Here is a 13,517-nt window from a genome sequence, read left to right as displayed (position 1 = left end):
ATTGGACATTCAAAGTTCGAAATTGAACTTAAGTGTTTCCCTTAGCAGGTTTTTACAATTAATTTGGATAATATTGTAGTATATAAGTATTTGCCTCAATAATAAATGAAAACAGCTTTAATAACAGGTATAACAGGGCAGGACGGTGCATATTTAGCTGAATTTTTGCTAAAAAAGGGTTACGAAGTACATGGTGTTAAAAGGCGCTCGTCTTTATTTAATACCGATCGGATTGACCATTTATACCATGACCCGCACGAACCCAATGTAAAGTTCAAGCTTCATTATGGCGATCTTACAGACTCAACTAATTTAATCAGGTTAATACAGGAAGTTCAGCCCGACGAGATTTATAACCTGGCCGCGCAAAGCCACGTTAAGGTGAGTTTTGATACACCAGAATATACTGCTAATGCCGATGGTATAGGTACGTTGCGTATCTTAGAAGCGGTAAGATTATTGGAGCTTACAAAAAAAACACGAATATACCAGGCTTCAACATCAGAGCTTTATGGTTTGGTGCAGGCAGTACCCCAAAGTGAAACTACTCCTTTTTATCCGCGGTCGCCATATGCGGTTGCAAAAATGTATGGATATTGGATAATAGTAAATTACCGTGAAGCATACGGCATATATGCCTGCAACGGGATTTTATTTAACCACGAAAGCCCTATACGCGGAGAAACTTTTGTTACCCGAAAAATCACACGTGCGGCGTCAAAAATTGCATTAGGCCTGCAGGATTGCCTTTATGTAGGTAACCTGTCTGCTCAGCGCGATTGGGGCCACGCGAAGGATTATATAGAAGCCATGTGGCTTATGTTGCAGCAGGAAAAGGCAGAAGATTTTGTAATAGCCACAGGTGTTACTACCACAGTTCGCGATTTTATAAAAATGGCTTTTAATGAGCTTGGTATAGAAGTGGAATTTAGTGGAAGAGACGAGTATGAACGCGGTGTGATTATTGATATTGACCAGGAAAAAGCCAGGCAACTTGGACTTAATCTCGATGTCTTAAAAATGGGACGAACGGTTGTAAAGGTAGATGCCAAATACTTTAGGCCTACCGAGGTTGATCTGTTAATTGGCGATGCATCAAAAGCATTTGAAAAATTAGGGTGGAAGCCTAAATACGACCTGCAGGCTTTGGTTACTGATATGGTGAAATCGGATTTGCACTTGGTGAAAAAAGACGAGTATTTAAAAAAGGGCGGGTTTACGACACTTAATTATTTTGAATAATTAATAATTGGATTTTAGCAATTCTACATCTATGAAGAAAATTTTTACCAGCATTTTATTATTGGTTTTAACCGGTGGAATTTTAAAAGCTCAATCTGTATATCAACCTTATTCGTACCAGTTTTACCAGAAACTGAATGAGGATGTTTATTCCACTAAAACCCGTTTCCATAGTTCCTTGAAGCCTTTTTTTGGTGATGATTCATTATTGAAACATCATTACGATTCGTTAATGAACAACATAGGCAGCTTTAATGGTAAATTTTTCAATGAACACCAGGTTGATGTAAAAGGAAGTAATTCAACTTTTTATGCCGATTTGTTACCCGATTTTAACGTGAGCCGAGATTTTTCGGGCAAAAAGAATACCAGTTTTGGTTCATTAGGATTACAGATAGGCGGAACATTAGGCAACCAGTTTTCCTATTACGTAAGTGCTTATGAAAATAGGGCACAATTACCAGAGTACCTGGCCACCTACACTAACCAGGTTGGTATAGTGCGCGGGCAGGCTTATGGCGGGCTTTATGGCACTGAGTACCGCTGGTCGTATATTACGGCACTGGTATCCTATACGCCAGGTAAATATTTAAATATAACTGCCGGGCGCGATAAAACATTTATCGGCGATGGTTACCGGTCTGTACTCTTGTCTGATTATGCATCCCCCTATCCGTTTTTTAAAGCAACCGCCACACTGGGGAATGTTAAATATATAGCCATGTGGGCGTATATGGACGATCCGCTGTCTGCCCGTGTTGATAACAATGACAGGAAAAAATTTGCCGTGTTTCATTATTTAGACTGGAATGTAAGTAACCGTTTATCATTTGGATTTTTTGATTCGGTCATATGGGGAGCAAAGGATGATGCAGGGCATCAGCGAGGTTTTGACTTTACTTATCTTAATCCCATTATATTTTTAAGGCCGGTTGAGGCGTCAAATGGCTCGCCTGATAATGCTTTATTAGGGCTTACCGGTAAGTACAAAATAAGTGATGGTATCACGGCATATGCCCAATTTGCATTGGATGAATTTGAATCCAAAAATTTCTTCTCGGCTACTGGAAGCTCCCGCAATAAATATGCATGGCAGTTTGGTTTAAGGGGAGCCAACCTGTTTAACGTCAAAGGGTTAAATTACTTACTTGAAACTAACAACGCTAAGCCATTTACTTACTCTGAACGCAGTTCGGTGCAAAATTACACTGACAATGGCGAGCCGCTTGCACATCCTTGGGGGGCCAACTTCCGCGAGGTTGTGGGCTTGTTGAATTACTCCTACAAAAGGTTCGATTTCTCTGGTGAAGCTGATTATGGTCACTATGGCTTAGATATTAATGGCCAAAACTATGGAAAAGACCTTTTCCAGGTATATATTGATCCTGTAAGGCAAAACGGTAACTACACCGGCCAGGGTTTAACTACCAATATGGTGTTTTTGGAGGGTAAAATAGCTTATCTTATTAATCCCAAATACAACCTGCGTATTGAGCTTGGCGGCCTTTACCGTACCGAAAAAAACAACCGGTTTAATGATAAAACAGGTATGCTAACTTTTGGCATTCGCAGTTCGTTCCGCAGTATGTATAATGATCTGGCGAGTTATAAGGTACATTGATGAGCGTATATATAATAAGAAGAACAGTTTAACCCGGCAGAGGCATCCGCAGTTCGTTCCGCATCGCCGGTCTGAATAAAGTTTTACGACGCTATCGTATGCGCACTCCTCTGGGCACCTAAGTTTTTAACCTGCTTAGCTATGCCATGGGCATCAAAGCCGCACTCGGCCCAAAGTTCGGGTTGTTCGCCGTGCTCAACTATTCTGTCTGGTATCCCCAATCGTTTTACCTGTGTTTGCTGATAACCGTTATCGGCCATAAACTCCAACACAGCGCTCCCCATACCGCCTTCAAGGCAGCCATCTTCAACGGTGATCACTTTATCAAACTTCCTGAACACATCGTGCAATAAAGCCTCATCAAGTGGTTTTACAAAACGAAGGTCATAATGTGCAGGATAATAACCTTCTGTATTTAAAGCGGCAGTTGCTTTTACAACTTCGTTGCCAATAGCGCCAATCGATAGTATCGCTACATCCTCCCCGTCACAAATCTTACGTCCCTTACCAACGGGGATAGCTTTAAAAGGGCGTTGCCAATCAACCATCACACCGTTACCACGTGGGTACCTTATCACAAACGGGCCCATGTTATCCTGCTGGGCAGTATACATCAGGTTACGCAGTTCTTCCTCGTTCATCGGGGCCGATACCGTCATGTTGGGGATGCAGCGCATATAAGCCAGGTCATAAGCCCCATGGTGGGTTGGCCCATCGGCACCGGCAAAACCAGCACGGTCCAAACAAAATATTACGTTGAGTTTTTGTATGGCCACATCGTGGATCACCTGGTCATATGCCCTTTGCATAAAGCTGGAATATATGTTACAAAATGGTATTAAACCCTGGGTAGCCAGGCCTGCCGAAAACGTAACGGCGTGTTGTTCGGCTATACCTACGTCGAATGCCCGGTTAGGCATAGCTTTCATCATCAGGTTTAATGAACATCCTGATGGCATAGCAGGGGTAATACCCATAATTTTAGGATTCTGCTCGGCAAGTTCGATTATAGAAATACCAAACACATCCTGGTATTTAGGAGGCTGCGGCTTTTCTTGTTTTGTTTTTTTGATCTCGCCGGTTATTTTATCAAATAATCCTGGCGCATGCCATTTGGTTTGGTCCTTTTCGGCAAGGGCATAGCCTTTACCTTTGGTAGTAACACAATGCAATATTTTAGGACCGGGTATATTGCGCAGGTCTTTTAAAACCCTTACCAGGTGGTTTACATCATGCCCGTCAATAGGTCCAAAATATCTGAATTTTAAGGCTTCAAAAAAGTTGCTTCGTTTAAGCAACGTTCCTTTTATACTTTTTTCTAATTTTTGAGCAATCCTGAACGCATCCGGGCCTATGGCTGATAATTTGGCCAGCACATGAGCAATATCGTCTCTGAAACGGTTGTAAGGCTTGGAGGTAGTAATATCGGTAAGATATTCCTTCAAGGCACCCACGTTAGGGTCAATAGACATGTTGTTGTCATTCAGGATCACCAGCAGGTTTGAGTTTTCGATACCTGCATGGTTAAGCGCTTCAAAAGCCATCCCGGCAGTCATGGCGCCATCGCCAATTACGGCAACATGCTGCCTGTCGGTCTCACCCTTATAATGCGATGCAACGGCCATGCCTAAAGCAACAGATATGGAAGTAGAGGAGTGCCCTACACCAAAAGTATCATATTCGCTTTCAGATCGTTTTGGAAACCCACTAATGCCTTTATAAATTCTGTTGGTATGAAAATCTTCGCGTCGGCCGGTTAGTATTTTATGGCCGTATGCCTGGTGGCCTACATCCCATACTAACTGGTCATAAGGGGTGTTTAAAACGTATTGCAGGGCTACTGTGAGCTCCACAACACCAAGGCTGGCAGCAAAGTGACCGCCATTTACTGATACCACATCAATAATGTACTGGCGTAGCTCCTGACAAACTTTTTCAAGTTGGTCTTCATTAAGTTGCTTTAAATCAGAGGGGTAATTTATTTTCGATAATAAATCTCCGGCCGGTACCTGCATAGACATTCGTAAGAGTATTTAACCTACAAAGTAAGCTAATTATTTATAAATAAAGTACATCAAAATGTATTAATTGTTTGAGGTAAAGAGTCAGAAGATTAGAATCAGGAATCAAGAGAACGGTTTAGGTTGTTTGTTTTTAATAAATTATTCAAAAATCTTGACTCTTGATTCTTGTTTCTTGATTCTCAGCCCTTACTTTTGTTGCTACAAATATGACCGACGACAGCTTTGCCATAAGATTACCTCAGTTTGAAGGTCCGTTTGATTTGCTGCTGTTTTTTATTGAGCGGGATGAACTTGATATTCATGATATCCCCATTGCCAAAATTGCCGACGATTTTTTGAACTACATTCACCAGATGACCAGCCTTAACATGGAGCTGGCCAGTGAATTTATATTTGTTGCAGCAACGCTGATGCGCATTAAAGCAAAAATGCTGTTACCCCGGTATGAGGCTGAAGATGCCGGCGATGATACTGATACCAAAGAGAACCTGATAAGGAAGCTTATAGAATATAAAAAGTTTAAGGAATTGTGCGAAGAGCTGCGCCCTTATGAAGACGAAAGATTTAAACAGGAAAAACGCGGCAACATCAAACACGACCTGGAACAGGTTGAAAAAGTAGTTTTACCCGGCGAGGAGTTATCAGAAATAACGCTGTATAAATTAATGATGGTACATGAGCGCCTGATGCGCAACTACATAAACCGTAGCGAAGAGGTAAAGCACACCGTTGAGCAATACCCTTACACTATTGAAAAGCAAAAGAAAGCGGTTGCCGATTTGCTGAAGATCAATAAAATGCTCGATTTTAAAGCTTTGGCTAAAGAATCTGAGAACAAGGTCCATTTTGTGTACAACTTTCTGGCTGTGCTTGAAATGCTGCAACAGGAACTGATTGATATACAAATAGGATTAGGATATAATAATTTCTGGATCTCGTCTAGAGAGATTTGAGATATTAGACATGAAACCGAACGGTGGATTATTTCTACTTCGACAAGACACTATAATCTCAAATCTGTTTTGGTAAACGGAAGATAAGTTTATAACAAAAACTTATTGGTTATAAGTGCCTGAACAGCAAATTATATTGTGCTGATTTAGTTGCACGTAAAATCTCAAATTAGTTCCGTCTCAAATCTCATATCTCACATCTCAAATCTATCTTTTTAGCTAACTTAGCGCCGTTAAAAATACACAATGAAAAGAGACAAACTGATATTTAAGTTGTTGGATGAAGAGCAGCAACGCCAGGAGGAGGGCATTGAACTGATAGCATCTGAGAATTTTGTAAGCCGACAGGTAATGGAAGCGGCAGGTTCTGTTGCTACCAACAAATATGCCGAAGGTTTACCGGGTAAACGCTATTATGGCGGTTGCGAGGTGGTTGACGAAATTGAAACCATTGCCATTGAGCGTGCCAAACAATTGTTTAATGCCGAGTGGGCAAACGTACAGCCCCATTCAGGCGCGCAAGCAAATGCCGCCGTAATGCTGGCCTGTTTACAACCTGGCGATAAAATATTAGGATTTGATCTTTCACATGGTGGTCACCTGACACACGGTTCGCCGGTAAATTTTTCTGGTAAATTATATGAGCCACATTTTTATGGGGTGGTGAAAGAAACTGGTTTGATTGATTATGAGCAACTTAAAAAAGTAGCTTTAGAGCAAAAACCAAAATTGATCATTTGTGGCGCATCGGCTTACTCGCGCGATTGGGATTATGAATTTATTCGTGCAGTTGCCGATGAAGTTGGTGCTTTGGTGCTGGCTGATATTTCGCACCCATCTGGCCTTATTGCCCGTGGTTTGTTGAAAGATCCACTGCCGCATTGCCATATTGTTACTACAACAACTCACAAAACATTACGTGGCCCGCGTGGTGGTTTGATCTTATTAGGTAAGGATTTTGAAAATCCTTACGGTGTAAAAACTCCAAAGGGCGAGATCAGGATGATGTCGTCATTATTAGATATGGCGGTGTTCCCAGGCACACAGGGCGGCCCCCTTGAGCATATTATTGCTGCTAAAGCCATTGCTTTTGGCGAGGCTTTGAGCGATAGCTACATGAAATACGTTGTTCAGGTTAAAAAGAATGCCGAAGCTATGGCCGAGGCTTTTGTTGCGCGTGGTTACCAGATCATATCGGGTGGTACAGATAATCACCTGATGCTGATAGATCTTCGAAATAAAAATATTACCGGCAAAGCTGCCGAAAATGCTTTGGTTACTGCAGATATTACTGTTAATAAAAACATGGTTCCTTACGACGATAAGTCGCCGTTTGTAACTTCAGGCATTCGTGTGGGTACAGCTGCAATAACAACCCGTGGGATGAAGGAGAAGCAAATGGAAGTGATTGTGGAGCTGATAGATGCAGTGATTTCTGATCCGGAAAACGAACATTCTATCAAGAAAATCCGTAAAAAGGTCCACAAGCTGATGTACGACTATCCGTTGTACCGCGAGAACGGCTCGGAATAAATAATGACAAACAGGCAACATGGATTTATAAATGATGAAGAAAGGCGCTTAGAAGCGTTAAAATCATACCATGTGCTGGATACCTTGCCCGAAAGTGAATATGATGCCATTGCCCGTTTGGCATCATATATATGTAATGTGCCCGTTGCTTTAATATCCTTGATAGATGGTGACAGGCAATGGTTCAAATCGAAATTTGGCACCAGTAAGGAGGAAATACCCCGTGCTGGTGCCTTTTGCAATAAAATCATTTTAAATGACGAGGTCCTTGAGATAGATGACGTATCTGAGGATGATGATTTTAGAAATGATATATTTGTAACCGGTCAAACTGTTAGGTTTTACGCCGGCGCTCCCCTCATTGATCCCGATGGCTACCGCTTGGGCTCCCTTTGCGTTATTGATACAGTCTCCCGTAAGCTTAGCAATGAGCAACGGGATGCCTTGCGCACCCTGGCCGATGATGTCATGTCGCACCTTACGCTACGTAAGCAAAAATATGAACTGGAGCAAAGTCTGGTTCGCTACAAGGAATTTTACGATTTGTTTGACAGTTCGCCGGATGTTCATTGCATTATGGACAGGCATTTTAATATCGAACAGGTAAACCATTCTGCAAAATCCATTTTGGGGTATAGCGCCCAGGAAATAATAGGGCAGCCCATTTGGAATTATTTCCCCGAAGACGAGAAAGTTAAAACATTAAAAACACTTGAAGCAGGCTTGCTCAAACAGCAACACAAATTTGATATTGAAACTGTAGTATTAACGCCTGCAAAAGATATAAAATGGATAGCCTGGTCGGTTACTTTTAATGGAAACAAATGGTTTGCCAGTGGCCGGGATGTAAGTTATCAAAAACGCATTTCGCATGAACTGGAACAACTGGCATTGGTGGCAAGCAAGGTGAGCAATGGCGTGGTAATAAGTAATGCTGCCGACGAAGTTGCTTGGGTAAACCATGCCTTTGAGCATATTACCGGTTTTAACCTTGCCGATGTTGAGCATAAATATCTTGGTGCTACACTGAAGGGTAAAGTTGTTGACCCGGTTGCTGAAGCGAAATTACAGGCCTCGATAAAAAATAAAGAATCGTACGAGGCTGAACTTTTAATAACCACTAAAAATGGAGCGTTTTTATGGATAACTGTAGTTAATTCGGTTATACGTAACAACGAAGGTGAGGTTGATAAGTTTATAAGGGTGATCATTGATATATCAGCCCGCAAAAAAATTGAACAGGATCTTGAAGTTTTGTCCTTCGCGGCCAGGAAATCGCCAAGCGGTATTTTTATACGCGACATACGGGGCAGGATTTTATGGATGAACGAAGCGCAGGAGAATATTATCGGTTACTCTTTTGCCGAACTGGAAGGAAAAGCAATTGGTTCCGCACTTATAGGTGAAGATACCGACCTTACAGTATTTGAAAGTGCAGTGCAAGCCGTGAAGGAAAACAGACCTTACGAGGTTGAAATGAAGGTGTACAAAAAGGATGGTACACCAATATGGACCTTTTTATCAAACAGCCCGGTATTTAATGAGGCTGGAAAAGTGGAACGGCAAATTGGCGTTATGGTTGATATTACCGAACGCAAAAAAAATGAGGAGGAACTCACCCTTTTGTCATTGGTAGCCAGCAAAGTTACCAGCGGCATTGTTATAAACAACTGCGATGGTCAGGTTGAATGGGTAAATAAAGCATTTGAAGGAATTACCGGATATGATATAAATGAAGTAAAAGGCAATCACCTTGGCGATGTGCTAAAGGGGGCACTTACTGATGTTGCCATTATTCAACGGGCTCGTGAGCTTTCAAAAAATAAACAATCATTTGAGGTCGATCTTCTTATTTATCGAAAAGATGGACAGCCATTATGGGTTTCGGTCATCAATTCGGTGATATTGGATAGGTATGGCAAAGTTGATAAGTATGTTGAGGTAATTATTGATATTACGGCCAAAAAGAAAGCTGAAATAGAACTAATTGCCGCCAAAGAGGAGGCATTACAACTGAGCCGGGCAAAGGATATGTTTATATCTGTAATGAGCCATGAGATACGTACGCCATTAAATGCCGTTATTGGAATGTCGCACCTATTGTTGGAGGATGGGCCGCTGGAGTCGCAAAAAGAAAACCTGGAAATACTGAAATTTTCTGCCGGGAATTTATTAACACTGATAAATGATGTGCTGGATTTTGCAAAAATGGAGACGGGCAATGTTGAACTTGAAAAAGTAAGGGTTGACATTCACGACCTGGTACAAAGCATCAGTAGCTCACTACAATACAAAGCTGCCGAAAAAAATATCTATCTTAGCAAAACGATAGATGATGCCGTACCTCAAATTATAATAGGAGATCGTACCCGTTTAAGTCAGATATTATTAAACCTGGTAAGTAATGCGATTAAGTTTACAAATACAGGCGGTGTAAATATCGATTTGAAAGTTATACAGGAAAGCGAGAAGGATGTAAGGATAAGGTTTTCGGTAACAGATACAGGAATTGGGATTGCCGCTGATAAAGTAAATGTAATATTTGAACAGTTTAAGCAAGCCGAAACTGACACTACGCGCAAATATGGGGGTACAGGTTTAGGATTGGCCATAAGTAAACGCTTGATTGAGCTGCACGATTCAAGAATAAATGTGGATAGTGTACCCGGTCAGGGGTCGGTGTTTTGGTTCACGATAACCTTTAGCAAAGCAGATAACGAATTGAACAGCAATAATAACAACGTGGAAGAAGGACTGAAAATTAATGTTTTGGTAGTTGATGATAACCAGATAAACCGTTTATTGATCAATAAGATACTAAAAAGGTGGGGCGCGGATGCTGATTTTGCCGAGAATGGTATTGAGGCGGTAAATAAAATACTGGCCAATAAAAACTACAATGTGGTACTAATGGATATTCACATGCCCGAAATGGGTGGCCTGGAAGCAACCCAGGTGATCCGCTCAAATCCTGAAACCTATTTTCAACAATTACCTATTATAGCCTTAACAGCATCAATGCTTAGTAACCAAATGGGAGAAATAGGTAATGCCGGTATGAACGATTATATCCTAAAGCCATTTGACCCAAAAGTGCTTTACGAGAAGTTAAGCAGGTACCAGCACCAATAGGCCCCCCAACCCCCTGAAGGGGGAGTAAAAGATAGCAGTTGCCGTGAGTTTCCAACTCGTGGTATACACGACCTCAGCTTTCGGCTGAAATTAGCAAGGCGCTACACGGCATAGGCAATTGTGGCAATACTTAGCTTCAAACCCGGCACTTTTAATAACTCTATGCCACAAGCTTCCAGCGTTGAGCCGGTGGTAACAATATCATCTACCAGTAAAATATGTTTGCCGGCCAGCCTTTCGGGTTTGGCAACTGCAAATACTTCCTGCATGTTCTCAAACCTGGCAAAGCGCGATTTATGGGTTTGGGTGCTTGTTGCAATCCTGCGTATTAAATTATCTAATTCAACACCCGCATTCATTTTTTCTGCCAGCCCTTCTGCAAAACATGCACTTTGATTGTACCCGCGTTCTTTCAGTCGTTTTTTATGGAGAGGTACAGGAATTATGTAATCTACACTCTTAAAAACCGGGTTCTCTTTTAGCTGGTTGCCTGCTATGTTTCCTACCAGGTTTCCAATCTGTTTCATGCCGCTATATTTAAAATGATGCATCAGGTTTTGCACGTTGCCACCTTTATTAAAAAAGTAAAGGGCATAAGCCGCTTCAATATTTATTTTGCCATAAAACTGTTGCGCAACAATATTATCGGGTTGGGTGTGGAAGTTGGTGTAAGGCAAATTGTAGCGGCAATCAGAACAAATAATATGCTCATGGGCAACCAGGCTGGCATTGCAGGCAGGGCAAAGTTGAGGAAATAACAGTGCAACAAAATCGGCAAGGTAACCGCCTGGTAATTTCATGCCATTAATTTAAGGCAGATTTTTTAAACTTCGGCAACTTTAGCCTTTTCTTTGATGGCGAGCTGGCCACAGGCCGCGTCAATATCCTTACCCCGGCTACGGCGTAGGTGCGTATTAATGCCTTGTTTTATAAGGTAATTGGCAAATGCCTCTACTTTATCTTCGTTAGCGTTAATATAGCTGGCAAAAGCAATCGGGTTGTATTCAATAATATTCACCTTGCAGGGCAGGTGTTTGCAAAATTTTGCAAGCTCCATAGCATCCTGGATGTTATCATTAACCCCATCAAAAATGATGTACTCATATGTTACCGGGTTTTTGGTTTTGGCGTAGTAGTATTTCAGTGCTTCGGCAAGTGCCTTTAAAGAGTTTTGCTCATTTATAGGCATTATGGTATTGCGCTTTTCGTCATTAGCGGCATGTAATGAAAGGGCCAGGTTGAATTTTACTTCATCATCGCCCAGTTTTTTAATCATTTTGGCAATACCGGCAGTGGATACTGTTATTCTTTTTGGCGACATGTTAAGCCCATCTTCGGCAGTGATACGCTCTATTGAATCCATTACGTTTTTGTAATTAAGCAATGGTTCGCCCATGCCCATGTATACAATGTTGGATAAAGGGATGCCATAGTTTTCGCGCGCCTGCTGGTCAATAAGTACCACCTGATCGTAAATTTCATCGGGATTCAGATTCCTTTTACGGTCCATATATCCTGTGGCACAAAACTTACATGTGAGGCTACAGCCCACCTGAGACGACACACAAGCAGTCATTCTGCCCGGTGTTGGAATTAAAACACCCTCAATTAGGTGAGTATCGTGTAAAATAAAAGAATTTTTTATAGTTTTATCAGCACTAATCTGCGATGTGTTAATTTTAACGTTGTTGATAACAAAGTTTTCATCCAGTTTAGTACGAAGTTCTTTTGAAATATTGCTCATCTCGTTAAAAGAGAAGCACGATTTTTTCCAAAGCCATTCATAAACTTGTTTAGCCCGGAAGCTTTTTTCCTCCATTCGGATAAAATGCTCCTGTAAGGCTTTCAAACTCAGGCTTCGGATGTCAATTTTACCTTTTGTATTGTTCACATTGCAAAAGTACTTAAATTTAAAAAAATCTGTCTTTTTTTAAAGTCATTCTTTTGGTAGAATAAAACAATAATAAAAAGTTATTTGTAAATACCCTGCCCAGAGAAGTGTTCCGAATAAAAACGTGATGAGATGCTACCCCAATTTTAAATTTGAATGAAAAGTTTTAGAGCCGATTACGTTTTTCCTGTTTATGCCGATCCTGTTAAGAATGGAATTGTTACAGTTGATGATTTGGGCAAGATCATCTCAGTTACCGATCACCGCAACCCTCCAGATGGCCCTATTGAACAAATTAATGGTATTATTTGCCCCGGGTTTGTAAACACCCACTGCCATACAGAACTATCACATTTAAAAGAAAAAATAAACACCGGCAATGGGCTGGTTTCTTTTATAAAAGATATTCAGACTTTCAGAAACTCCGACCAAAAGCTGGTGGAGGACGCCATCGAAATGGCCGATCAGGAAATGTATGATAATGGTATTGTTGCCGTAGGCGATATATCCAATACCAATTTCAGCATCCCGGTTAAGGCTAAAAGTAAATTGTACTATCATACCTTTGTAGAAACCTTTGGTTTTTTACCGCAAAACGCCACTGAGGTTTTTGATAAAGCTATGACTCTGCTTAATGAGTTTAAGCCAATGCCATGCTCAATAACCCCGCACGCGCCTTATTCAGTGTCAAAAGAGTTGTTTAAGCTGATCAGGAAGCACAGCGAAGAGGGCCATAACCTCATTAGCATTCATAACCAGGAATGCGAGGACGAAAATAAGTTTTACCGGTATAAATTAGGGGGATTTCTTGAGCTTTATAAGCATTTTGGTATTGATATCGGCTACTTTAAGCCGCAGGCCCGTAACTCTATGCAATCCATTATCCCATTGTTAACCAATAAACAAAAGGTTTTGCTAGTGCATAATACCTGCACCAATTTAAAGGATATTTATTTCATCAAACGATTCGACCGTAGAGTAAACTGGTGTTTTTGCCCCAATGCCAATTTGTATATAGAAGGTAAACTACCTAAAATAGAGCTGTTTGTTGATCAGGGCTTTAACATTACCCTGGGTACCGACAGCCTGGCATCAAACAATAGTCTGTGTATGCTGAGCGA

Annotated in this window: 9 protein-coding genes; 6 read left to right on the top strand and 3 right to left on the bottom strand. The window is 41.2% G+C overall.

The genetic code is table 11. The features are described from left to right. Nucleotides 1–105 precede the first annotated feature (105 nt). Complete coding sequence (gene gmd, locus AC1DQW_RS19750; RefSeq protein ID WP_477455643.1) at nucleotides 106–1,242, top strand: GDP-mannose 4,6-dehydratase; 1,137 nt, start codon at nucleotides 106–108, stop codon at nucleotides 1,240–1,242. A 31-nt stretch (nucleotides 1,243–1,273) separates the two neighbouring features. Beyond that, nucleotides 1,274–2,863 carry a gliding motility protein RemB gene (locus AC1DQW_RS19745; protein WP_477455642.1) on the top strand — a complete coding sequence of 530 codons (1,590 nt, stop codon included), beginning with the start codon at nucleotides 1,274–1,276 and terminating at the stop codon, nucleotides 2,861–2,863. An 83-nt stretch (nucleotides 2,864–2,946) separates the two neighbouring features. Here the strand turns inward: AC1DQW_RS19745 and dxs are convergent, their stop codons facing one another. Then, a complete protein-coding gene (gene dxs, locus AC1DQW_RS19740; protein ID WP_477455690.1) occupies nucleotides 2,947–4,878 on the bottom strand; it encodes a 1-deoxy-D-xylulose-5-phosphate synthase in 1,932 nt (643 codons plus the stop codon). 215 nt (nucleotides 4,879–5,093) lie between these two features. Between dxs and AC1DQW_RS19735 the strand changes: the two genes are divergently transcribed. The 3 genes from AC1DQW_RS19735 to AC1DQW_RS19725 all read left to right on the top strand — a co-directional run bounded on the left by AC1DQW_RS19735 (nucleotide 5,094) and on the right by AC1DQW_RS19725 (nucleotide 10,505). Beyond that, nucleotides 5,094–5,840, top strand: coding sequence for a segregation and condensation protein A (locus AC1DQW_RS19735; RefSeq protein WP_477455641.1), 747 nt, complete (start codon nucleotides 5,094–5,096; stop codon nucleotides 5,838–5,840). Between the two features lie 246 nt (nucleotides 5,841–6,086). Next, nucleotides 6,087–7,373 carry a serine hydroxymethyltransferase gene (gene glyA / locus AC1DQW_RS19730; protein WP_477455640.1) on the top strand — a complete coding sequence of 429 codons (1,287 nt, stop codon included), beginning with the start codon at nucleotides 6,087–6,089 and terminating at the stop codon, nucleotides 7,371–7,373. 3 nt (nucleotides 7,374–7,376) lie between these two features. After that, complete coding sequence (locus tag AC1DQW_RS19725) at nucleotides 7,377–10,505, top strand: PAS domain S-box protein (protein ID WP_477455639.1); 3,129 nt, start codon at nucleotides 7,377–7,379, stop codon at nucleotides 10,503–10,505. Between the two features lie 101 nt (nucleotides 10,506–10,606). Here AC1DQW_RS19725 and AC1DQW_RS19720 read toward each other — a convergent pair whose 3' ends face one another. Together AC1DQW_RS19720 and rlmN are read right to left on the bottom strand one after the other, a co-directional pair. After that, complete coding sequence (locus AC1DQW_RS19720) at nucleotides 10,607–11,305, bottom strand: ComF family protein (protein ID WP_477455638.1); 699 nt, start codon at nucleotides 11,303–11,305, stop codon at nucleotides 10,607–10,609. A gap of 23 nt (nucleotides 11,306–11,328) precedes the next feature. Next, complete coding sequence (gene rlmN, locus AC1DQW_RS19715) at nucleotides 11,329–12,396, bottom strand: dual-specificity RNA methyltransferase RlmN (protein ID WP_477455637.1); 1,068 nt, start codon at nucleotides 12,394–12,396, stop codon at nucleotides 11,329–11,331. Between the two features lie 156 nt (nucleotides 12,397–12,552). On the opposite strand from rlmN, the gene AC1DQW_RS19710 reads away from it, so the two are divergent. Further along, on the top strand, nucleotides 12,553–13,517 hold a 965-nt coding region (locus AC1DQW_RS19710; protein ID WP_477455636.1), incomplete at its 3' end, for an amidohydrolase family protein.

The organism is Mucilaginibacter sp. P5_A4 (assembly GCF_056400605.1).
Note: the sequence above shows the minus strand (reverse complement) of the source record. Positions and strands in the feature narration are given on the sequence as shown.

What these genes read in the sequence shown, in the direction of transcription:
- gmd (WP_477455643.1), top strand. Translation starts at nt 106, where the DNA reads ATGAAAACAGCTTTAATAACAGGTATAACAGGGCAGGACGGTGCATAT.
- AC1DQW_RS19745 (WP_477455642.1), top strand. Translation starts at nt 1,274, where the DNA reads ATGAAGAAAATTTTTACCAGCATTTTATTATTGGTTTTAACCGGTGGA.
- dxs (WP_477455690.1), bottom strand. Translation starts at nt 4,878, where the DNA reads ATGCAGGTACCGGCCGGAGATTTATTATCGAAAATAAATTACCCCTCT.
- AC1DQW_RS19735 (WP_477455641.1), top strand. Translation starts at nt 5,094, where the DNA reads ATGACCGACGACAGCTTTGCCATAAGATTACCTCAGTTTGAAGGTCCG.
- glyA (WP_477455640.1), top strand. Translation starts at nt 6,087, where the DNA reads ATGAAAAGAGACAAACTGATATTTAAGTTGTTGGATGAAGAGCAGCAA.
- AC1DQW_RS19725 (WP_477455639.1), top strand. Translation starts at nt 7,377, where the DNA reads ATGACAAACAGGCAACATGGATTTATAAATGATGAAGAAAGGCGCTTA.
- AC1DQW_RS19720 (WP_477455638.1), bottom strand. Translation starts at nt 11,305, where the DNA reads ATGAAATTACCAGGCGGTTACCTTGCCGATTTTGTTGCACTGTTATTT.